Below are 21,589 nucleotides of genomic sequence, written 5' to 3'. Positions count from 1 at the left end.
TACTTCAGGACTCGCCATAGGAGAACTGTAGCGTCACAGAACCATCCTGGACGTCCAGCGTGGCGTCGGAGGAGACAGCGCGCAGCGCCGCCAGGAAGGGCATGAAGGAGGTGCGAAGCTCTCGCCGTGGGCTGTCGATCCGAGCGCTCATGATGGCATGGGCGCGGCCACCGACGGCCGCGAGTTCGATAGAGAGCGACGCGGGGTCGAACCCGCGGGCGCGCGCCGCCGAAGCGATCGTCCCACCCACGATCCCCCGGTGCTCTTCGCTCATAGCATTCGCCAGCCTGTCGGGGTCATTGACCGCATCCGGAGCCTGGTGCCCGACCGACCGGACGACGCTCTCTTCGAGCCAGCCGCGATCGATGTCGTGGACGGCGGCGCGTCGAACCGACGCCGCGATGGTGCGGGCACGGTCGATGTCGTCAGCCGATAGTTCGTCCCGCGCAAGAAGGTCGGCGAAGAACGGCACCGTTCCGCTGTTCAGGAGGGTCACCTGCTCCTGGTGGATGATCCGAGCCGCTCCTTCCCGCAGTTCGGGGTCGAGACGCACCTGCGACTCGCGGGCCGCTTCGTTCCAGCGGAGCGTGTCAGCGGTCATCACCCACGCGTAGGCGCTCCCCGCGAGCGCCAGAGCGATGACAGGCGTCGCTGCGACGATGAAATAGACGAGCGGGTTGTTGGCGATCGACAGGGACGGCCCCTCCAGCCCCGCCTCGATGCCGACCACGAGGGCAGCGAACACGGCTGCGGTCACCACTTCTGTGATCGGGCGGTAGAGCGGCAGGGTGATGAAGATGAGGGCGACGGCGATCTGACCCCAGTCATCCTGGAGGATCCGGTTCCGGCCCCAGACGGAGAGGGTGAACAGCGTACTCGCGATCGTCGAGAGCCCGACCACTACGATCAGCGCGCGTCTGCCGAAGGGCGCGACGCTCGGACGCGACCGGACTGCGAAGTAGACGACCGCCGCACCGATGACGGCGAGCGCGAGCCAGGCGAGCGCCGGGTTCGTGAGTTGGCCGAGGTGGGTGAGTGTCGAGTACACCGCGTACGCCATGACGACGACGGCTGTTACGGGACCCAGCGGCCAGGCGGACATGGCTCCGATCGGGTCGAGGCGCTGGAGCGTCCTTTCGCCGTCCGTCATGACGCCATGCCCTCTGCATCCGCGTGCGAGGCAGGCACGAGCATCATGACGGTGGTTCCGACGTCGGGACTTGACCAGATCGTGACCGATCCGCCGACCCGCTCGATTCGATCATGCACGGAGTTGCGCAGGCCGAGCCGATCCGCGGCAGCGGCCGATGCCGTGAAGCCACGACCGGAGTCGACGACGAGGACCGAGACGCTCGACTCGGAGGCGGAGATGGCGATTTCGGCGGTCGCACTGCCGGAATGTCTCAGGACGTTGACGAGGCACTGCCTCACCGCGAGCCCGACAGCCTTGCGACGTTCGTTGCTGAGCAGCCCGAGCGCTTCCCTTTCGCCGGAGACCTCGACGGAGAGGCCCTCATCGCGGGCGAGCTCGATCGCTTCACGCAGGTCGCTCTCGTACCAGGCTTCCGCCCCGTCGAGCGAGGCGATGCGGCGCTCGAACACTCCCGCGGTCGGGTCCTGGCCGAGCTGGCGCAGATCGGATTCGATGCGTCGCCGAAGCTGCGGCCGCAGCGGTCCCGGGATCGAGTTCGCGATGGTCACGAGCTCGCTGAGCACGGTGTCGTGGAGTTCCGCCGCGGATTCCACGGCGACCTCCCGCCGCACTTCGGCTTCGCGGTTGTCGCGGATCGCGCGGTGGATGGCCGACTGCGGGCGGCTGCGGACACCCCGCGTCAGCCCGTCGTAGGCCAGCACCCCGACGATCAGGAGATAGGCGCCGAGCGAGATGGCGTCGGTGTGGAAGGCCCGGCCGGCGGTGATCGCGGCCAGGTAGACGGCGGCCTCGGCCAGCGCGAAGCCCAGGGTGGCCCAGAGGATGCCGGCGAGGGCGCCGGTCCCGGTGCCGCCGACGAGGGTCATAGCGACGATGGGGAGCGCGATCACGAAGAGGTTGGTGTTGTGGTAGCTCGGAGTGTAGGTGAGCACGGCGACCGCGTACAGGTAGGTGGATGCGGCGCCGACGACGAGGTACGCGATGGTGAGGATGGTCGTTCGCCGCCTGCTGAGGAGCACGAGGAGGGCTGCCATCGGTACGAGCACGAGCGGCGCGTACCAGGTGAGACCTCTGGCCGAGCCCAGCCCGGCGATGAGGAGGTTGATGGACGCCGACACCAGGCAGACGAACGCGGCTGCCTGGGCGGCTGCCGCGAGTGCGCGGCTGTTCGCTGCGCGGGCGAGGTGGATCGGCAGCCCCAGCGACATGGGCACCCCCCCAAACAGGCTCGAAGCACAGACTCTTCGGATTATTTCACCGGATGACCGCCGCGTGTACCCCACTGGGAAATATTTGTACCCCAGTTGTAGGGGTCGCCTCGAGTTTCAGAACAGGGTCGGCTGGGTTTCGAGTGCCGTGAGCGCGGCGTCGGGTGCGAGTTCGCTCCTGCCGAGCGCGGTCGAGCGGACCCCGCCGGTGAGCGGGTCTTCGTGGCCCCGCTCGAGACCGTGGGCACGGATCATCGGTGTGATCTTGGCGGCGAGCCACTGCCGGTAGCCCTTGGGCGCGTAGGTTCCGCCTGCATAGAGCTTGCGGTAGCTGGGCAGGAGTTCGGGATGCGCCTGCTCGAGCCAGAGATAGAACCACTCCTTCACGCCCGGCTTCAGATGAAGGGCGGAGTAGAGCACGGATGTCGCGCCTGCTGCCTTCGCCTGCCGCAGCGCCTCGTCGAGATGCGCGCGGGTGTCGGTGAGGTACGGGAGGATCGGCATGAGGAAGACCGCGCAGTCGAGGCCGTGCTCACGAATGGCGGTCACCGCCGCAAGGCGAGCCTTCGTCGTCGGAGTGCCCGGTTCGACCGACTGCTGAAGTTCGTCGTCGTACACGGCGATCGACATCGCGAGGTCGACGGGCACGTGCTCGGACGCGGCGACGATGAGGTCGAGATCGCGTCGGAGCAGGGTTCCCTTCGTCAGGATGCTGAACGGGGTTCCCGAGTCGGTCAGCGCTCCGATGATCCCCGGCATGAGCGCGTAGCGGCCCTCGGCCCTCTGGTACGGATCGGTGTTCGTACCGAGCGCGACCGGATGATGCCCCCAGCTCGGCTTCGCCAGCTCTTTGCGCACGACGTCTGCGACATTGATCTTCACGATGATCTCGCTGTCGAAATCCTTGCCCGCGTCGAGATCGAGGTAGGTGTGCGTCGGCCGCGCGAAACAGTAGGAGCATGCATGCGAACATCCACGATACGGGTTGATCGTCCACCCGAACGGCATGGCGCTGGCGCCCGGAACCTTGTTGAGCGCCGACTTCGCGAGCACCTCGTGGAACGTGATGCCCGCGAACTCCGGCGTCTTCACCGAGCGGACCAGGTTGTTCAGCCGCGCAAGCCCGGGCAGCGCCGAAGGCTCCTCCACAGCCAGTTCCTGTCCGCTCCACCGCATGGGACAATTCGAACATATGTTCGAATCTCCGTCAACCCTCCCCCGGTGTGTCGCGCGCTACGACCCGGCCATCGGTCATCTCGACACGCTCACCGTCCCAGTTCGAGCGAAGCCATCGGTCGTGGCTCGCGACGACGACCGCACCCGGATACGCGCCGAGCGCATCCTCGAGTTCCGTCGCAAGGCTGAGTGACAGATGGTTCGTCGGCTCGTCCAGCAGGAACACATGGGGCGGTTTCGCCAGGATCAGGGCGAGCGCGAGCCTCCGCTGCTGACCGATCGACAGCGCACCGACCGGGCGGTCGATGTCGCGCGGCGCGATCAGCCCGAGGCTGACCAGCGGGGTCGACTCGGCGCGCTTCTCGCCCACGCTGTCACGGAACAGCCGGCGCGGCGACGCGTTCGGGTCACCGAACCGGACGTCCTGTTCGAGCATCCCCACCCGGAGCCCCTTCCGCCGGCTCACGAAGCCCGCGTCGAGGGCCACCGACCCGGCGAGCGCACCGAGCAGAGTCGACTTGCCCGCTCCGTTGCACCCGGTGATCAGGATGCGCGACTGCGGCTCGACACGGAACGACGCGACGTCGAGACGGTCGCCGATCCGCGCATCCGCCACGTGCAGCAGCACGCCTTCCGCATCGCCCAGGGCATGAGAGCCCGAGGGGATCCCCGTGAAGCTGAGCACCGCAGGCGGCTTGCGCACCTGGGTCCGGTCGAGCTCGTCCAGTCGGCCGGATGCATTCCTGATCCGACGGCTGATCTGCTTGTCGAGGGCACCGCCCTTGAAGTGCTTGGCGAATTTGTCGTTATCCCGAGGGCGACCCGAGAAGGCGATGCTTCGGGCCGTGACGTCGACGGCGTACTTCAGCGCCTTCAGCTCGTCCTGCTCCTGGGCGAACCGGCGCTCCCAGCGCGCCCGCTCCTCGGCTTTGGCGACGAGGTAGTCCGAATAGTTGCCGCCGAACGTGACACGCGTGTCCCGTGCGGGGTCCAGGTCGAGGAGGTTCGTCGCCACCGCGTCGAGAAACGCCCGGTCGTGGCTCGCGAAGACCACGGGACCGCTCCAGTTCTTCAGCTGGCGCTCGAGGAAGGCGCAGGCGTCGTCGTCGAGGTGGTTCGTCGGCTCGTCGAGGAGGAGCGCATCCGGTCCCTCCAGCAGGAGCGCCGCCAGCGCGAACCTGCTGCGCTGACCGCCGGAGACCTCGGAGAGCCGCCGGGTCAGAGGGATCCCGCCGACCCCGAGGCCGTCCAGGAGTTCGTCTCGACGGGAATCGATCGTCCAGATGCCGGCGAGTTCAGCCGCCTCGAGGGCCCGCTCGTAGCGACCCTCATCCCCGTCAGCCAGAGCGTTCGCCGCAGCCTCGAGTTCCCGCTCGATCGCCCGCACCTCGCTCAGTGCCGACTCGAGCAGGTCGTCGAGCGTCTGCGACGGTGCGAAGCGTACCTCCTGCCAGAGGATGCCGGTGCGAAGCGGGCGCGTGATGGATCCCGCATCCGCCGCCTCCATCCCGGCGAGAAGACGCAGCAGCGTCGACTTGCCGACACCGTTCTCACCGATCAGGCCGAGTCGCTGACCTGTGGACACGGTGAGCGAGACGTCGGTGAGCACGCGGTGGTCTCCGTACGTGCGGGACAGGCCATCGGCCTTCAGGTAGACGGTCGTCGACTGCGCCGCAACCGGAACTGCGCCGGTCACCGGCGCGAAATCATCGTGGAAGACGTTGGGGAATGCCAAGGCAGACCTTCTCTCGAAACACTCCGCGTACGGAGGCGGTTCCCGCCGGGCGTGCGCAACGGCTGCCTCAGGCGCGGGACGAAAGAAGGTTTCTACTTCATAGCGGGGACGAGGCTAACATCCTTCGGATGCGCCTGTCCAGTGCGGTTACGCAGCGAGTTCGAGGGTCTGCGCCGTTGCGGCACTGACTTTCGCAGCTTCGGCCGGCTTGTCGTTCAGCGTCGTCCCGATCGTCGGGATGAGCTTCTTCAGTGTCGGCAGCCAGGCCGGGTAGCGCTCCGGGAAGCAGCGCTCGAGCACATCCAGCATGATCGGAACAGCCGTGGACGCGCCCGGCGATGCGCCGAGCAGGCCGGCGATCGAGCCGTCTTCGGCGGCGATCACCTCCGTGCCGAACTGCAGCACGCCGCCCTTCTTCTCGTCCTTCTTCATCACCTGGACGCGCTGGCCCGCGGTGATCAGCTCCCAATCCTCACTGCGAGCAGTGGGCATGAACTCCTTGAGGGCCTTGACCTTCTTCTCACGGCTGGCCAGCACTTCGCTGATCAAATACTTCATGAGATCGAAGTTGTCCCGCGCAACCGCAAGCATCGGGCCGATGTTCGACGGGCGAATCGAGCCGGGGAGGTCCCACCACGAGCCTGTCTTCAGGAACTTCGGGCTGAAGCCCGCATACGGTCCGAAGAGGAGCGAGGCCTCTCCGTCGACGACACGGGTGTCGAGGTGCGGCACCGACATGGGCGGCGCGCCGACGGCGGCCTTGCCGTAGACCTTCGCCTGGTGCTGGGCCACGATCTTCGGGTCGCTTGTCCGAAGGAACTGGCCGCTGATCGGGAAACCGCCGAAGCCCTTGATCTCGGGGATGCCCGACTTCTGCAGCAGGTGCAGAGCGCCACCGCCCGCCCCGACGAACACGAATCTTGCCGTGACCTCATGCGGGGTGTTGCCGACTTCGTGGCGTACGCGAAGCTTCCAGAGGCCGTCCTTCGTGCGGCGGATGCTGCGAACGCGGTGATTCAGCGCGACCTGGGCTCCGCGGGCCATGAGGTTCTCGGTGAGCGCACGAGTCAGTGCGCCGAAATCGACATCGGTGCCGGCGGGTACGCGGGTCGCGGCGACGCGCTGCTTCTGCGAGCGCTTCTTCATGAGGAGCGGGGTCCACTCGGCGATCACCGCCGGGTCTTCGGAGTACTCCATGCCGGCGAACAGCGGCTGGTCTTTGAGCGCCTCATATCGGCGGCGCAGGTACCGAACGTTGTCACGCCCGCGTACGAAGGTCATATGAGGAGTGGAGTTGATGAACCCGCGCGGATCCGGCAGGTCGCCCGCCTTCACCAGGCTCGCCCAGAACTGGCGGCTCAGCTGGAACTGCTCGTTGATGCTGATCGCCTTCGACGCATCGACGCTGCCGTCCGGCGCCTCCGGCATGTAGTTCAGCTCGCACAGGGCCGCGTGACCGGTACCGGCGTTGTTCCACGGGTTCGAACTCTCCTGGGCGACCTCGCCCAGACTCTCGTAGATGCGGATGGACCAGTCGGGCTGCACACGCTGGATGAGGGCGCCCAGCGTTGCGCTCATGATGCCGCCACCGATGAGGACGACGTCGATGGGGGAATTACTCACCCGTCAAGTGTAATGGGGCATTCCTGGGGCCCGGGACGGCGGTCAGCCCCGGATGCGCTCGTAGATCGCCAGGAACCGTTCGACCGGGAACGCGGCGACCGTCTGGGCGACCACATCGAGATCGACGTCGGACAGCGTCCTGAACCTGAGGCAGCTCTTGCCCATGTCGAGCTTTCGCCCGCCGTCGGCCCAGGCGGCACGAAACCGGCGATCCTCCTCGGTGTCGCTGTAGATGGCCATGAGGTACAGCGAGTTGTAGTTCTTCTGTGCCGCAAGACTGACGTACGCGAGTGGCTGCTTGTTGTACGTGTCCGGAAACCGTTCAAGCGGCACCACCCATCCGGGCATCCGCCACTGCATCCCCAGGCGGTAACCATCAGGCATCGCCGCACGGACCGTCTCGAAGACCGGCAGCACGACGGCGCGCCTGTCGCTGTCGAGGGCGTCGAAGTAGGCCTCGACCTCCTGCGGCACGGCTGCGCTTTCCATGAGGGTTCGAGCGCGCCTACGCGGGGACGGACTCCGTCGCCAGGCGCGCGGCCACCAGCTCGGCGATCTGCACGGCGTTCAGCGCTGCGCCCTTGCGGAGGTTGTCGTTGCTGATGAAGAGTGCAATGCCGCGGCCTCCGGGCACGCCCTCATCCTGCCGGATGCGTCCGACGAAGCTCGGGTCCTTGCCGGCGGCCTCCAGCGGCGTCGGCACGTCGGTCACGACCACGCCGGGAGCGGAGGTGAGAAGCTCGGTCGCGCGCTCCGGTGACAGTGGGCGCGAGAACTCGGCATTGATCGAGAGGGAGTGGCCGGTGAACACCGGCACCCGCACGCAGGTTCCGCTCACCAGCAACTCCGGCAGGCCCAGGATCTTGCGGCTCTCATTGCGGAGCTTCTTCTCTTCGTCGGTCTCGTTGAGGCCGTCGTCGACGATCGAACCCGCCAGCGGGATGACGTCGAACGCGATCGGACGAACGTACTTCACGGGTGCCGGGAGGTCGACGGCCGAACCGTCGTGCACCAGTTGCAGAAGGTTCTCGTCCTGCACCGCGGCGCGGATCTGCCCGGCGAGCTCCTCAGCACCGGCAAGGCCCGAACCGGAGACGGCCTGGTACGTGCTCACGATGAGGCGCTCGAGACCCGCCTCGTCATGGAGCACCTTCAAGACGGGCATGGCGGCCATGGTGGTGCAGTTCGGGTTCGCGATGATGCCCTTGTGCGCATCCGCGATGGCTTCGGGGTTCACTTCGCTGACCACGAGGGGCACCTCGGGGTCCATGCGCCAGCCGCTCGAGTTGTCGATGACGATCGCACCCGCTTCGGCGAAGCGCGGCGCCTGCGCCTTCGACCCCGTTGCACCCGCTGAGAACAGTGCGATGTCGATCCCGCTCGGGTCGGCCGTCGCGGCGTCTTCGACGACGACGTCTTCGCCCTTGAAGGGAAGGGTCGTTCCCGCGCTCCGTGCCGACGCGAAGAACCGGATGCGCTTGATTGGGAACGCGCGCTCCTCGAGCAGACGGCGCATCACGCTGCCGACCTGGCCGGTTGCGCCGACGACGGCTACGGTGAATTCTCTGGATTCGCTCACGATCGATCCTTCGCGGGTTGCTGGGTTGTCAGGGTAGAACTTCGAGCTGAGAGGAATGATTCCCGTTACTTCAGCGTCCCGTGCCCGCATAGACGATCGCCGTGGCGTCGCCATCGAGCCCGAACGCACGGTGGACCACGCGCGCAGCCTCGTTCACACTGTCGGCTCGGGTGACGACGGAGATCCGGATCTCGCTCGTCGAAATCATCTCGATGTTGATTCCCGCCTCGTAGAGGGCCTCGAACAGTTTCGCCGAGACGCCCGAATTGGTGCGCATCCCGGCACCGACGAGCGCCAGCTTGCCGATCTGGTCGTCGTACTGGAGGTTCTGGAAACCGACGTCGCCCTGCTCCGCCTTGAGAGCGGTCAGCACACGCTGGCCCTCCGACTTCGGGAGAGTGAACGAGATGTCGGTGAGGCCGGTCGAAGCCGCCGAGACGTTCTGCACGATCATGTCGACGTTCGCGTCGGTCTTGGCGACGATCTTGAAGATCTGGGCTGCCTTGCCAGGAACGTCGGGCACTCCGACGACAGTGATCTTCGCTTCGCTCAGGTCGGTCGCGACCCCGGCGATGATGGGTTCTTCCACAGTGCTTCCGTCTTCCTGCTTCGCGGCACGGGCCGCATTCTCATGTAGGACGAGCGTGCCTTCGTTGTTGTTGAACGAGGACCGGACGTGAAGGGTCACGCCGTGCCGTCGTGCGTACTCGACCGCGCGGATGTAGAGCACCTTCGCCCCCGCAGCCGCCAGTTCGAGCATCTCCTCGCTGGTGATGCGGTCGATCTTGCGTGCCATCGGCACGACGCGGGGGTCGGCGGTGAATACGCCGTCGACATCGGTGTAGATCTCGCAGATCTCGGCGTTGAGGGCGGCGGCCAGTGCCACAGCGGTGGTGTCGGAGCCGCCCCGACCCAGGGTGGTGATGTCCTTGGTGTCGCGGTTGAAACCCTGGAAGCCCGCGACAATCGCGATCGCACCCTCATCGAGGGCGTCGCGGATGCGCCCCGGGGTCACGTCGACGATGCGGGCGGCGCCGTGCTGAGCATCCGTGATCATCCCGGCCTGGCTGCCCGTGAAAGAGCGTGCGTCGTAGCCCATGCTGCGGATGGCCATGGCGAGAAGTGCCATCGAGATGCGCTCGCCGGCCGTGAGCAGCATGTCGAGCTCGCGCGGTGCGGGGATCGGGGTGACGTCGTGCGCCAGGTCGAGCAGTTCGTCGGTGGTGTCGCCCATCGCCGACACGGCGACGACGACCTCGTTTCCGCCCTTACGGGTTTCGACGATCCGCTTCGCCACGCGTTTGATGCTCTCGGCGTCGGCGACGGACGATCCGCCGTACTTCTGCACGATTAGGGCCACGAACACTCCTGGGGGTGGGATGGGGCGATCATCGCCGGAGCATCCATTCTATCGGCCACCGATTGACGCCTCAGGAATATGACGTGCGCCGGCCGGCGGAGCGGCAGGCGCCCCGCCTCCGCGTTCGTAAGACCTCCGCGTTCATAAGACCTCCGCGTTCGTAAGGCCTCCGCGTTCATAAAACAGGAGTTCATGTGACGGATGCGCACCACTGTGGCGAATCCGGGCCGATCGGCTGCGCTTCCGCCACTCCTGTCACAGGAACTCCTGTTTTGTGAACGCCGTGCGCGGGTCCCGCGCCGGTGGGTGGGCCAGGAATTCAGGAATCCGTGTGACGGATGCGCACCAATGGGGCGAATCGGGGCCGAAAAGGTGCACTCCCGTCACTGCTGTCACAGGAGTTCCTGAATTCCTGCAAGCACACGCCTGTACCGATGGGTAGCGGCAGAATTCGTCAGGAGACGACGCGGCGCCCCTCGAACGCGCGGCCGAGAGTCACCTCGTCGGCGTATTCGAGGTCGCCGCCGACAGGCAGTCCGGATGCAAGACGCGTGACACGGATCTCGAGCGCGCTCAGCAACCTGGTGAGGTAGGTCGCCGTCGCTTCGCCCTCGAGGTTCGGATCGGTGGCGATGATCACCTCTTGCACAGTGGTGTCGGCGAGGCGCTGCATGAGCTGGCGGATACGGAGGTCGTCAGGGCCGACGCCGTCGATCGGACTGATCGCGCCGCCGAGCACATGGTACAGACCCCGGAATTCGCGGGTGCGTTCGATGGCCACGACGTCTTTGGCCTCTTCGACGACGCAGATCAGCGCGGGGTTGCGTCGGGGGTCACGGCAGATCGAACAGGTCTCCTGTTCGGAGACGTTGCCGCAGATCTCGCAGAACCGCACCTTGTCGCGCACCTCAAGCAAGACTTCGGCGAGGCGGGTGACGTCGAAGGTCTCCGTCTGCAGAATGTGGAACGCGATGCGCTGTGCCGACTTGGGCCCGATGCCGGGAAGGCGGCCGAGCTCGTCGATCAGTTCCTGGACGATGCCTTCGTACACGTGCTACCTCGCCCCGCCGGGCTGTACCGGCTGCTCTTCGATGAAGCTCGCGCCGAGGATCTCACGAACGACGGATTCGCCGTAGCGCTGCGGTTCCTGGAATTTCGGCGCCGGCCGGCCAGGCGAGACCGTCGAAGAGCGTTCGACGAGGGTCTCCGACCGGCTCTGAGTGGGCTGGGCGACGTCGGCCGCCTGCCCGGGCTCATCGGGCACGGGCGGCTCGAACGGCGGCTCTGTCTCGGGCGGTGCGACATCGTCGAACGGCACGTCGTCGGGGACGACGGCGACGCCGACCGGTGATGCATCGGCGACGGCGACCGGCCCGGAGCCGGGAATCGCCACGGTCGCCCAGCTCGTGGTCAGGGCTGCGGACGCCTGCACCGGCGGCTTCTGCGCAGCAGGCTTCTGCGGCGCAGAATTCTGCGGCGCGGACCTCTCCGCTACAGACTTCTGCGGCGCGGACTCCTGCGCTACAGGCTTCTGCGGCGCAGCCTTCTGCGCTACAGGCTTCTGCGGCGCAGCCTTCTGCGATACAGGCTTTTGAGCCGCTTGAGTTGCGGAATCGGGCCCGGAGGAAGCGGCCAAAGCATCAGCGGGAGGAGCAGGAGCGGGCGGAACACTCGCGGCAGGAGCAGGAGCAGGAGCAGGAGCAGGAGCAGGAGCAGGAGCAGGAGCAGGAGCAGGAGCAGGAGCAGGAGCGGGCGCGGACGCAGGCTCAGGTGCCGCAGGCTCCGGCGCAGGCGCTCCGTCAGCGCGCGCGATGAACTTCACGCGGATGCCGAGGATGTCCACGATCGCCTGGCGGAGATACTCGCTGACACCCTGCCCCGCGCCCTGCTGGCGAAAACTGGCCACATCGTTGTCGCTCGGGAAGGAGAGCGAGAGCACGTCGTCGTTCAGGGAGCGCACCTGTGCCGTGAACACGACCATCCACGCGCTGCGTTTCGCGGTCTGCACGGCGTCGAGGATCTGCGGCCAGGCGTCCTTGACCTGCTGGGTCGTGACCGGGCCGACCGGAGCAACCGCGGCGGCCTGGGCACCGGCGGGCGCCGCTGCCGCAGCAGAAACAGAAGGAGCAGCAGGCTCCTGGCCGCGAGACCCACCCGCGACAGACGTCGCCACGGCAGGTGTCGCCGCAGCAGGCCGCGCCGGCGCAGCCTGCCGGATCGCAGCAGCACCGTCAGGCGAAGGCGCCGCCCCTGAGGGTACGTCGACCGCATCGCTGACGCCGATACGCCGCTCCAGTCGCTCGACCCGCGCGAGAGCACCGCGCTCGGACGCATCGCTGGAGGGGACGAGGATGCGCGCGATCATCAGTTCGAGGTGCAGGCGCGGCGACGTCGCACCGGTCATCTCGGTCAGGGCGGCATTGACGATGTCGGCGGAGCGCGACAGCTCGGCGGCCCCGAATTTCGTGGCCTGGACGCCCATGTGATCGAGCTCGTCCTGCGGCACTCCCCGGAGAACGGCGGCGGCACCCTCAGCGCTCGTGGCGGCGACGACGATCAGGTCGCGCAGGCGCTCGAGGAGGTCTTCGACGAACCGTCGAGGATCCTGGCCGGTCTGGATCACGCGATCGACCGCGGCGAACGCCCCTGCTGCGTCGCGAACGCCGATGGCATCGACCACATCGTCGAGAAGCGCTGCGTGGGTGTACCCGAGCAGGGCCACCGCACGCTCGTATTCGACGGTGGCGCCTTCTGAGCCGGCCATCAGCTGGTCGAGCAGCGACAGGGTGTCGCGCGGTGAACCGCCGCCGGCACGGACGACGAGCGGCAGAACCCCTGGCGCAACGGTCACTCCCTCGGCGTCGCAGAGCTTCTGCACGTAGTCGAGCATCTGCGCGGGCGGAACGAGCCGGAACGGGTAGTGATGCGTCCGCGACCGGATGGTGCCGATGACCTTCTCGGGCTCGGTCGTCGCGAAGATGAATTTCACGTGCTCCGGCGGTTCTTCGACGATCTTGAGAAGCGCGTTGAACCCCTGGGGCGTGACCATGTGCGCCTCGTCCAGGATGAAGATCTTGTAGCGGTCGCGCGCCGGAGCGAAGATGGCGCGCTCACGGATGTCGCGCGCGTCGTCGACACCGTTGTGGCTGGCCGCATCGATCTCGACGACATCGAGCGAGCCGCCGCCGTCGCGGCTGAGTTCGACGCAGCTCGCGCACACCCCGCACGGTGTATCGGTCGGGCCTTCCGCGCAGTTCAGGCAGCGGGCCAGGATTCGCGCCGACGTCGTCTTGCCGCACCCGCGAGGGCCACTGAACAGGTACGCGTGGTTCACCCGGTTGGTGCGGAGGGCGGTCATGAGCGGCTCGGTCACCTGCGACTGCCCGATCATCTCGGCGAAAGTGTCTGGCCGATACCGGCGATAGAGGGCTGTGACCACCCCCCTATGCTACTTGGCGCCGCTGACAGAAGAGTCTCATCCACAGGCTTGCGCAGCCCGCTCCGAGCATCCGGAACCTGCTGCGCGTCACGTGCGGCTCGCGCTGTGCAGCGTGCGCTCGACGGCGCTCCAGAATGCTGCCCGCGCGTTCTCGGTCGCCTGCGCCGTCGGCGACGGGGGCAGGTACAGCGGCGTGTACGGAGGGATGTAGAGCGCATGGGTCGAACCGGATGCACGGAGGAACGTGTCCCCGAACTGATTCCCCCGCGCCCGTTCACCGGCGGTCATCCAGTCGCAGGAGTTCGGCAAGGTCTCATCCTCGCCCGCGCAGGCGAGAACAATGGGGCCCTGGATCTCCTGGAGCGGGAGCACGTCGGCGGCTCGCACGACACTCGTGCCCGTCGTGCACGGCACCCAGGCGCCTCCGACGGTGATCGCGGGAACCGGCACCGGCGAGGTGCAGATGACGCCGGTCGTCCCGGAGGGCGCGAACGCACCGAACACGAGCGAGGGATAATTCACCGCGGCCCACAGCGCGAGCGGCGCCGAGCGGGAGGCACCGAAGACGAAGACGCGATCCTTGTCGACCCCCGGCTGCTGGCGAAGCCACGCCAGCGCGGCGACGAGAGTCTCCGCGTGCAGAGTGCCCGACTGCAGCACTCCCCCGGTCGACCCGAAGGAGGACAACGCGAGCGTCGGAAAGCCGAAACCGGCGATCTGCGCCGCCGCCAGAACTCCTGACTGCATCCCGTTGTCGCCCCCGCCGAGAACCAGAACGGCGGGTTGCAGCCCGATCGCGTTGCCCGTCGGCGAGAAGAAGTCGCCCAGGAATCCGCTGTCGAATACAGCATGCGAAGCCACGATGGTCCCGAGACCCATGCGATGAACGGCGTAGCGGGCGACCACGCGCCCATCTACGGAGGCCGTGAGGTCGATCGTCACGGTCCCGTCACCCCATTCGCTGTTCGTCGAGGCCGCGCCGGCACCCGATCTCGCCAGCGACCAGAACAGTCCCATTGCATCCGGTTTGCTGAATGGCGCGAGTTCAGGCATCGCGGTCCCCAGGTCGACCACTCCATCCGCCGGAATCCCGTAGGTCGCTCGTGACGTCCATCGGCCGCTCGAGTTCGCACTCGCCGCGACGGTCACCTGGTGGCCGGGCACAAGGCCCTCGACCCAGATGTCGAGCGGCCACCACGATGCGCTCGGATCCTTGCTGACGATGAAATGCGCACCGAGCGGGGACGAACCTCCCGTCGTACAGGCCGCGAGCCCGCTGAAGAGCCCGAGCAGGGCGACCGCCGCGACCGCGGCCCGCAGTCGTCTCATCATGATCGGCTCGCCGCCTGCAGCATGAGCTCCACTCCCGACCAGAAGGCGACACGGGCCTGTTCCGTCGCCTGCGCTGTCGCCGGATCCAGTTCGGCGAGCCCGACCGGGAGCATCGGCGGAACGGCGATCGCATGCCCGGCGCCCGGCGCGCGGATGAACTCGTCACCCGGACGCGCCCCGCGGATGCTCACCCCGGCGCCCAGCCACGAACACGCATTTCCGAGCACCTCGTCGAACTCGCCGCAGGCCAGCAGGACAGGACCGGGGATGCGATCCAGCCGGATGAGCGCCATGTCGGCGATGGTACGGCTCGGGTCTTCGCACGGAACACCGACACCGTCGTGGGTGATGATCGCGGTGCCCGAGGCCGAGGTGCACAGGAGCGCTGTTGCACCGGAGACGGCGATGGTGCCGTAGACACGCTGCGGTTCATTCGCTGCGAGCCAGAGTGCCAGAGCCGACGCGCGCCAGGATCCGAACGTGAAGATGCGCTGGGGGTCGATATTCGGCTGTTCGCGCAGCCAGGCGAGGCCCGCGTCGAACGCTTCGACCGACAGGGCCGACGATCCGGGGATCTGGCCTTCCGGCCCGAATGCGGGCAGCACGAAGGTCGGGAAACCATCGCGGGCCAGCTGGCCTGCGATGAACGGGGCGGATGCACCCCCGTCGTCGCCGTCGATCAGCATGACCGCCGGTTTGCGACCCTCCACCAGGGTCACCGGCCTGTAGAACGTGCCGAGGCGGAGATCGTAGGCCGTGCCTCCCATCGGCTTGCCTTTCGCACCCTGCACGACGTCGCCGGCGAAAGCCGGCATGACGGTGGCGAATCCGGCGAGCCCCGGCCGATGGATCGTGGCTGTCGCAACGACGTGGCCGCCCTCGCTTGCGGCGAGCACGATATCGCGGTCACCGTCGGCCCAGGTGCGTTCCAGCTGGGGCTGGCTCTGCGACGGTCCTTCGAGTGACCAGAGGAGACCGGACGCATCCGCCTCAGGATAAGGAGCCATCGATGGTCGGGCCACGGCGAGGTCGACCGAGCCGCTCGGCGAGACCGGGTAGACCACCCGCGAACTCCACTGTTCCCCGGCCGCGGTCACCGTCGCTTCCACCGTGACGTCGAGTCCGGGCTGCAGTCCGACGATCGACATGGTGACCGGGTCGGTGGCGCTCGCATTGAGCTGACCGATGACGAAGCGGGTTCCCGGCGTTCCGGCATCGGCCGTGCATCCCGAAACGGTTGTCGCGAAGACGACGGCGAACGCGACGGCCGCGGTGGCGTACAGTGGTCGATCATGTCGACGGGTCACGATCTGGCCGTCCTGACGAGGGTCCGGCCGACAGCCTCCCAGAACGCGACCCTCGCCCGTTCGGTCGCCTGTGCAGCCGGCGCCGGGGGCAGTTCGAGCGGAAGACCCGGCGGAACGGTGATCGCGTGCGCCGCGCCGTCAACACGGATGTCCACGTCGTCCGGGTGCCTGCCGCGGAGCCGCATCGCGGCGTCCTGCCAGTCGCAGGCGCTCGGGAGGACCTCGTCCGACCGGGTGCACGCGAGGACCACGGGGCCGGCGATGCCGCTCAGCGGGGCCACGCTCGAGTCGAAGACGGTCTGGCTGTTGCGTTCGCACGGCACCGGACCCGAGGCATCGAAGATCGTCGAGGCGCCCTCGGGCGACCGGCAGAGGAGCGCGGTGGCGCCGCCCGCCCCGAACGCGCCGTAGATGTGGGACCGGAAGTGCGCGGCCGTCCAGAGTGCGAGCGGCTCCGACTGCGACGAACCGTAGACGAAGATGTGCTTCTGGTCGACGTCGAAGCGTCCCTGGAGCCAGCCGATGATCGCGCCGATCTTCCCAGTAGTGATGGTCGAGCTGACGTGGACCTGGTCGGCGGCGCGCTCGACCGGAACCACGAACACGCCGATCCCGAAGAGTGCGAGCAGCGGCCCGACGTAGGGTTCAGATGCCCCGGTGGAGTCGTCGTCGAACACGATCACGGCGGGCGCCTGGGGGTGGAAGGGGCCCCGCGGGTCGTAGAACAGCCCCGCCGGCGAGTCGTCCTCAGCCGTCGACGGGTTCGCCGGGGTGCCACCGAGCTCGTCGGCCAGCACGACCAGCGGCGTCATGACCGTCCCGAGCCCCGCGAGCTCGAGCACGGTGGATGCGACCACCCGACCGTCGTCGACGGCTGCGATGTGCACCCCGACGGTCGACTCGGTCCACAAGCGCGCAGCGGCATCGGGTGCGAGGTCGGGTCCCTGGAGCGACCAGATGAGCCCCGCCGAGTCGGGTGTCCCGAACGGTGCGAGCTGGGGTCGAACCGCATTGAGGTCGATGATGCCGGTGCTCGGCACGGTGTAGGTGGCATCCGATTCCCAGCGGCCGCCCGGTGCGTCGACTCGGGCCTCGAGCTGGATGCGCGACCCGGGCGTCAGCCCGACCAGTGAGAGGGGCGGCGGCCAGAGCACTGTGCTGAGGTAGACGAGCGGCGCGGTGACGAAATGCGGACCGACCTGCGCGCGTTGCGGTTCCCCCGAACACCCTGCGAGCGCGAGGGCGGCGAGGAGCAGTCCTACTGCTGCTGTTCGTGCATGCCGCGTCATCAGAACACCACTGGTCCCAGTATGAGCGCAGGCGCAGGCCGCTGGAAGTGCGGCCGGGTCAGGCGATGGCGGCTTGCGTCTGCCGCGCGATCTCGAGCTCCTCGTCGGTCGGGATCACGAGCACCGTCACCGCAGAGTCGTCGGCCGAGATCGTCCGCGGATCGCGGCTGCGTACGGCATTCCGTTCGGGATCGAGCCGGATGCCCAGCGCGCCCAGCCCTTCCAGCGCTCCGGCGCGGACGACTTCACTGTTCTCGCCCACCCCGGCAGTGAAGGTGATGACGTCGAGGCCGCCGAGAACGGCGAAGTAGGCGCCGATGTAGTGCTTGAGCCGGTGCAGGTAGGTCGCGAGCGCCCGTTCGGCGGATGCGTCACCGCCGGCCGCGGCCCGCGTCACGTCGCGCATGTCACCGCGACCCGCCAGCCCTACGAGGCCGCTGCGGCGGTTGAGGAGTTCGTCGAGACCGTCGGTGTCGAGACCGGCCCTGCGGCTGAGATGGATCAGCACGGCCGGGTCGATGTCTCCCGACCGCGAACCCATGACGAGCCCTTCCAGCGGTGTCATCCCCATCGAGGTGTCGACCGATCGTCCGCCGTCGATTGCACAGGCGGACGCCCCGTTGCCGAGGTGGAGCACGATCTGCTTCAGGTCGGCGAGCGGCTTTCCGAGGTATCGTGCCGCCTCCTCGGAGACGTACTTGTGGCTCGTCCCATGGAAGCCGTAGCGCCTCACGCGATGGCGTTCGGCGAGCTCCGCGTCGATCGCGTAGGTGTACGCCTCGGGGGCGAGCGTCTGGTGGAACGCCGTATCGAAGACCGCGACGTGAGGAACGTCGGGGAACGCCTTCTCGGCCGCGCGGATCCCTTCGAGGTTCGCCGGGTTGTGCAGCGGCGCGAGGTCGGAGAGGTCTTCGATGTTGAGTTCGACGAGCGGCGTCACGATGGTGGGTTCGAAGAACCGTTTGCCACCGTGCACGACACGGTGACCGATCGCGATGGGCGGGTCGTCGTCGAGGCTGGGGCCGCTCTGTGCGAAGGCGTCGAGCATGGCGCGGAATCCCGCCGTGTGGTCCGGGATCTCCAGGGTGCGTTCGCTCGTGCCCGAAGGTCCACGGTGCGTGGTGTGTCCCGAGGATTCGCCGATCCGCTCGACGAGGCCGCTCGCGATCGCGTTCTCGGTGTCCATGTCGATCAGCTGGTACTTGAACGACGACGACCCGCTGTTGATGACGAGGATGGTGCTCATGCGAGTTCCGCCTGAATAGCTGTGATGGCCACGGTGTTCACGATGTCGTCGACGAGCGCACCGCGCGAGAGGTCGTTGATCGGCTTGCGGAGACCCTGGAGGACAGGGCCGATCGCTACAGCCCCGGCGCTCCGCTGGACCGCCTTGTAGGTGTTGTTGCCGGTGTTGAGGTCGGGGAAGATGAACACCGTCGCGCGGCCGGCCACCTCGGAGCCGGGCATCTTGGAGGCCGCGACCGCCGCATCCGCCGCCGCGTCGTACTGGATCGGGCCCTCGACGGGCAGGAGCGGGTTGCGTTCGCGGACGAGCGCTGTCGCCGCTCTGACCTTGTCGACATCGGCCCCCGTGCCGGACTCGCCCGTCGAGTACGAGAGCATGGCCACCCGTGGCTCGATACCGAACTGCGCCGCCGTCTCGGAGGAGGAGATGGCGATGTCCGCGAGCTGTTCCGCGGTCGGGTCCGGGATGACCGCGCAGTCCCCGTAGACGAGAACACGGTCGGCGAGCGCCATGAGGAACACACTCGACACCACCGAGACCTCCGGACGCGTCTTGATGATCTCGAAGGCCGGCCTGATGGTGTGCGCCGTCGTGTGGGCGGCGCCGGAGACCATCCCGTCGGCAAGACCGAGGTGCACCATCATCGTTCCGAAGTAGGACGCGTCGGTGACGGTGTCGGCTGCCTGGTCGATCGTGATCCCCTTGTGCGCCCGGAGCCGCGCGTACTCTTCGGCGAACCGGAAGCGGAGCACATCGTCGAACGGGCTGAGCACGTCGGCACCGGACAGGTCGAGCCCGAGACCGATCGCGCGCGAGCGCACCTCGAACGGCTCGCCGAGGATCGTCAGCCTCGCGACCCCGCGCGCCAGGAGGGTCGCGGCTGCGCGGAGGATGCGGTCGTCGTCACCCTCGGGAAGGACGATGTGCTTGTCCGCCGCTCGCGCACGCTCGAGCAGGTCGAACTCGAACATGAGCGGTGTGACCACGTTCGAGCGGCTCACATCGAGTCGCTCCAGGAGTTCGAGACCATCGACGCTCAGCTCGAACAACGCGAGAGCTGTGTCGTATTTGCGCTGGGAATCGGCGGCCAGACGACCGCGCGCGCTCGTGATGCGAACCGTCGTCTCGTAGGTGCCCAGGTCGGTGGAGACGACCGGAAGCGTCGAGCGGAGCCCATCGATGAGGCGCGTGATCGGTTCCGGAAGGTCGAACCCGCCGTTCAGCACGATTCCGGCGACGGACGGGAAGGTACCCGAGGCGTTCGCCATGAGAACCGCCAGGAGCGTCTCGACGCGGTCGCCGGGAATGACGACGACGGAACCCTCGATCAGGCGCGGAAGGACGTTCACCATCGACATTCCGGCGACGACGACTCCGAGCGCCTCGCGGGCGAGCAGTTTTTCGTCGCCCGAGACAAGTGTGCCGTCGATCGCTTCGAGGATGGAGCGCATGCTCGGGGCTACGAGGTACGGGTCTTCGGGGATCGCCCAGACCATCGTCTGCGCAGGAACGGCCGCGCGAACCGCCGCGGTGATCTCGCGTTCGTGGTCTGCATCCGCCCGGTTCACGATGACGGCAAGGAGGGCCGCGTGCTCTGCTTTCAGTTCCGCCTGTGCGATCTCGGCCAGCTGCCGAAGATCGTCGGCCGGGCGCGGATCGGCCTGCCCGAGCCGTTCGCCGAGACCCTGGCCGATGCGGCCGCCGAGGACGAGGAGCACCGGAGCGCCGAGGTTGGCCGCGATGCGCGCGTTGTAGCCGAGTTCGGTCGGGCTGCTCACGTCGGTGAAGTCGGAGCCCAGCACCACCACCGCGTCACACCGGGCTTCGACGGCATGGAAGCGCTGGACGATGGTCGACAGTGCCGCGTCCGGGTCGGCGTGCACATCGTCGTAGGTGACCCCGATGCTCTCCTCGTACTCGACCGGCGCGGTCACGCGCCCGAGAAGCAGTTCGAGAACGTAGTCCTTCTCGACCGTGGAGCGGGCTATCGGCCGGAAGACTCCCACCCGCCCGACGGAGCGGGAGAGGAGCTCGAGGACGCCGAGGGCGACCGTCGATTTGCCCGTGTGTCCTTCAGCTGAGGTGATGTAGATGGAGTGGGACACCTCTCCAACCTACCGTCGGGTGATCTGCGCTGGGGAGTTCTCCACAGAAACGAAAAAGACCCCTCACGCACCCGCCAGAGCCCGGTTACCCTTGCTACGTTTCCGTCCTGGGGGAGTTGGCCTGGATGGCGCCACGTGAGGAGCCGTTGACCAGTTTACCCAATCATCCGAGCGGCTGATGCCGCGCGACCGCCGGAGGCGTAGTTTTCCCAGCATGGATCGCCTTGCAGCCTGGATCATCGGTGTGGTCGTCGCGACCTCCGCGCTCGGAACGGTGTACGTCGTCGCCCAGCAGCTCGACCGGCAGGCCGCCGACCAGGTGGGCGCCCAGCTGGCCACGCAGGTCGCAAGTGAGCTTTCCACGGGCTCCAGCTCGACGGTCGACGGACTTCCACGCGTCGACCTCGCGGCGAGCCTCGCGCCGTTCGTCGTGGTGTACGACGCGAGCGGGCACCCGGTCTCCGGCAACGGCTACCTGGACGGCCGGCTCGCGGAGCCGCCGGCGGGCGTCATCTCGGCAGCTGCATCCGAGGGATCGAATCACGTCACCTGGCAGCCGAGGGCAGGCCTGCGGTTCGCGACTGTCGAGGTCAGGAGCGGAAATCAGGTCGTCATGGGCGCCCAGTCACTGATTCCGACCGAGCAGCGCGCCGACCGGCTGGGGTTGCTCGTCGTGTTCGCCTGGCTGGGCACGATGGTCGCGATCGGGCTCGTCGCGCTGGTCTTCTGGTTACTGCAGCGGGAGCAGGCGGCGCGAGGCACCCGTCTGAGCAGGTAGGATGCTTCGTGGCCGTTCTTCGAATACGGGGAATGCGCCAGCCAGGAGAATTCGCCTAGTGGCCTATGGCGCACGCTTGGAAAGCGTGTTGGGTGCAAGCCCTCGGGGGTTCGAATCCCCCATTCTCCGCCATGTGATGAGTCGGGACATAGGTCTCACCTGAGTCGCGACTTAGGTCTCATCTAGGAAGCCCCTGGCCATCGGCCGGGGGCTTTTTGGTTGTTGCGCCAGTAGGTGCGGGTGGGGTCGATGTCGTTGG

16 protein-coding genes, 1 tRNA gene and 1 other RNA gene are annotated in these 21,589 nt (G+C 67.5%); 2 read left to right on the top strand and 16 right to left on the bottom strand.

Features of this window, described 5'->3' with window-relative positions; translation table 11 throughout:
- Positions 1–4 precede the first annotated feature (4 nt).
- The 16 genes from G3T36_RS13570 to ffs all read right to left on the bottom strand — a co-directional run bounded on the left by G3T36_RS13570 (position 5) and on the right by ffs (position 20,700).
- Positions 5–1,150 (bottom strand): hypothetical protein, encoded by a 1,146-nt coding sequence (locus G3T36_RS13570; protein WP_163290363.1) that lies wholly within the window; start codon positions 1,148–1,150, stop codon positions 5–7.
- The gene (locus tag G3T36_RS13565) at positions 1,147–2,361 is read right to left on the bottom strand and encodes a sensor histidine kinase (protein ID WP_163290709.1); all 1,215 of its coding nucleotides are present in this window, start codon (positions 2,359–2,361) and stop codon (positions 1,147–1,149) included. Before G3T36_RS13565 ends, G3T36_RS13570 begins: the two co-directional genes overlap by 4 nt.
- A gap of 117 nt (positions 2,362–2,478) precedes the next feature.
- Entirely contained in the window at positions 2,479–3,537 is a 1,059-nt protein-coding gene (locus tag G3T36_RS13560; protein WP_163290362.1) for an Rv2578c family radical SAM protein, read from the bottom strand.
- Positions 3,538–3,568: 31 nt separating this feature from the next.
- On the bottom strand, positions 3,569–5,272 hold the full coding sequence (locus G3T36_RS13555; RefSeq protein ID WP_240148545.1) for an ABC-F family ATP-binding cassette domain-containing protein: 1,704 nt from the start codon (positions 5,270–5,272) through the stop codon (positions 3,569–3,571).
- 147 nt (positions 5,273–5,419) lie between these two features.
- Positions 5,420–6,895: a malate:quinone oxidoreductase gene (locus G3T36_RS13550; protein WP_163290361.1), complete on the bottom strand. Its 1,476-nt coding sequence runs from the start codon at positions 6,893–6,895 to the stop codon at positions 5,420–5,422.
- Positions 6,896–6,937: 42 nt separating this feature from the next.
- On the bottom strand, positions 6,938–7,384 hold the full coding sequence (locus G3T36_RS13545) for a DUF1801 domain-containing protein (RefSeq protein WP_163290360.1): 447 nt from the start codon (positions 7,382–7,384) through the stop codon (positions 6,938–6,940).
- A gap of 16 nt (positions 7,385–7,400) precedes the next feature.
- Complete coding sequence (locus G3T36_RS13540) at positions 7,401–8,474, bottom strand: aspartate-semialdehyde dehydrogenase (protein ID WP_338031584.1); 1,074 nt, start codon at positions 8,472–8,474, stop codon at positions 7,401–7,403.
- A 70-nt stretch (positions 8,475–8,544) separates the two neighbouring features.
- Complete coding sequence (locus tag G3T36_RS13535) at positions 8,545–9,834, bottom strand: aspartate kinase (protein WP_163290358.1); 1,290 nt, start codon at positions 9,832–9,834, stop codon at positions 8,545–8,547.
- Between the two features lie 454 nt (positions 9,835–10,288).
- On the bottom strand, positions 10,289–10,885 hold the full coding sequence (recR, locus tag G3T36_RS13530) for a recombination mediator RecR (RefSeq protein ID WP_163290357.1): 597 nt from the start codon (positions 10,883–10,885) through the stop codon (positions 10,289–10,291).
- Between the two features lie 3 nt (positions 10,886–10,888).
- Positions 10,889–13,273 carry a DNA polymerase III subunit gamma and tau gene (locus tag G3T36_RS13525; RefSeq protein WP_163290356.1) on the bottom strand — a complete coding sequence of 795 codons (2,385 nt, stop codon included), beginning with the start codon at positions 13,271–13,273 and terminating at the stop codon, positions 10,889–10,891.
- 87 nt (positions 13,274–13,360) lie between these two features.
- Complete coding sequence (locus G3T36_RS13520) at positions 13,361–14,605, bottom strand: acyl-CoA thioesterase/bile acid-CoA:amino acid N-acyltransferase family protein (RefSeq protein WP_240148544.1); 1,245 nt, start codon at positions 14,603–14,605, stop codon at positions 13,361–13,363.
- A complete protein-coding gene (locus G3T36_RS13515) occupies positions 14,602–15,912 on the bottom strand; it encodes an acyl-CoA thioesterase/BAAT N-terminal domain-containing protein (protein WP_163290355.1) in 1,311 nt (436 codons plus the stop codon). The genes G3T36_RS13520 and G3T36_RS13515 overlap by 4 nt, the downstream gene beginning before the upstream one ends.
- A complete protein-coding gene (locus G3T36_RS13510; protein WP_163290354.1) occupies positions 15,909–17,201 on the bottom strand; it encodes an acyl-CoA thioesterase/BAAT N-terminal domain-containing protein in 1,293 nt (430 codons plus the stop codon). Before G3T36_RS13510 ends, G3T36_RS13515 begins: the two co-directional genes overlap by 4 nt.
- A gap of 58 nt (positions 17,202–17,259) precedes the next feature.
- Positions 17,260–18,447, bottom strand: coding sequence for an acetate/propionate family kinase (locus tag G3T36_RS13505; RefSeq protein ID WP_163290353.1), 1,188 nt, complete (start codon positions 18,445–18,447; stop codon positions 17,260–17,262).
- Positions 18,444–20,552 carry a phosphate acetyltransferase gene (gene pta, locus G3T36_RS13500; protein ID WP_163290352.1) on the bottom strand — a complete coding sequence of 703 codons (2,109 nt, stop codon included), beginning with the start codon at positions 20,550–20,552 and terminating at the stop codon, positions 18,444–18,446. Before pta ends, G3T36_RS13505 begins: the two co-directional genes overlap by 4 nt.
- A 51-nt stretch (positions 20,553–20,603) precedes the next feature.
- Positions 20,604–20,700: signal recognition particle sRNA small type (gene ffs / locus G3T36_RS13495), an RNA gene on the bottom strand.
- Between the two features lie 66 nt (positions 20,701–20,766).
- Here ffs and G3T36_RS13490 point away from each other — a divergent pair.
- Together G3T36_RS13490 and G3T36_RS13485 are read left to right on the top strand one after the other, a co-directional pair.
- Positions 20,767–21,330 carry a hypothetical protein gene (locus tag G3T36_RS13490; RefSeq protein WP_163290351.1) on the top strand — a complete coding sequence of 188 codons (564 nt, stop codon included), beginning with the start codon at positions 20,767–20,769 and terminating at the stop codon, positions 21,328–21,330.
- Between the two features lie 44 nt (positions 21,331–21,374).
- A tRNA-Ser gene (locus tag G3T36_RS13485) sits at positions 21,375–21,462 on the top strand.
- Positions 21,463–21,589: the final 127 nt, after the last annotated feature.

Source organism: Leifsonia tongyongensis (assembly GCF_010686705.1).
GTDB classification, from domain to species: Bacteria; Actinomycetota; Actinomycetes; order Actinomycetales; family Microbacteriaceae; genus Diaminobutyricibacter; species Diaminobutyricibacter tongyongensis.
The sequence above is the reverse complement of the archived record's forward strand: the minus strand, read 5'-3'. Positions and strand labels throughout refer to the sequence as shown.

What these genes read in the sequence shown, in the direction of transcription:
- G3T36_RS13520 (WP_240148544.1), bottom strand. Translation starts at nt 14,605, where the DNA reads ATGATGAGACGACTGCGGGCCGCGGTCGCGGCGGTCGCCCTGCTCGGG.
- G3T36_RS13510 (WP_163290354.1), bottom strand. Translation starts at nt 17,201, where the DNA reads ATGACGCGGCATGCACGAACAGCAGCAGTAGGACTGCTCCTCGCCGCC.
- G3T36_RS13505 (WP_163290353.1), bottom strand. Translation starts at nt 18,447, where the DNA reads ATGAGCACCATCCTCGTCATCAACAGCGGGTCGTCGTCGTTCAAGTAC.
- G3T36_RS13545 (WP_163290360.1), bottom strand. Translation starts at nt 7,384, where the DNA reads ATGGAAAGCGCAGCCGTGCCGCAGGAGGTCGAGGCCTACTTCGACGCC.
- G3T36_RS13565 (WP_163290709.1), bottom strand. Translation starts at nt 2,361, where the DNA reads ATGTCGCTGGGGCTGCCGATCCACCTCGCCCGCGCAGCGAACAGCCGC.
- G3T36_RS13490 (WP_163290351.1), top strand. Translation starts at nt 20,767, where the DNA reads ATGGATCGCCTTGCAGCCTGGATCATCGGTGTGGTCGTCGCGACCTCC.
- G3T36_RS13560 (WP_163290362.1), bottom strand. Translation starts at nt 3,537, where the DNA reads ATGCGGTGGAGCGGACAGGAACTGGCTGTGGAGGAGCCTTCGGCGCTG.
- G3T36_RS13570 (WP_163290363.1), bottom strand. Translation starts at nt 1,150, where the DNA reads ATGACGGACGGCGAAAGGACGCTCCAGCGCCTCGACCCGATCGGAGCC.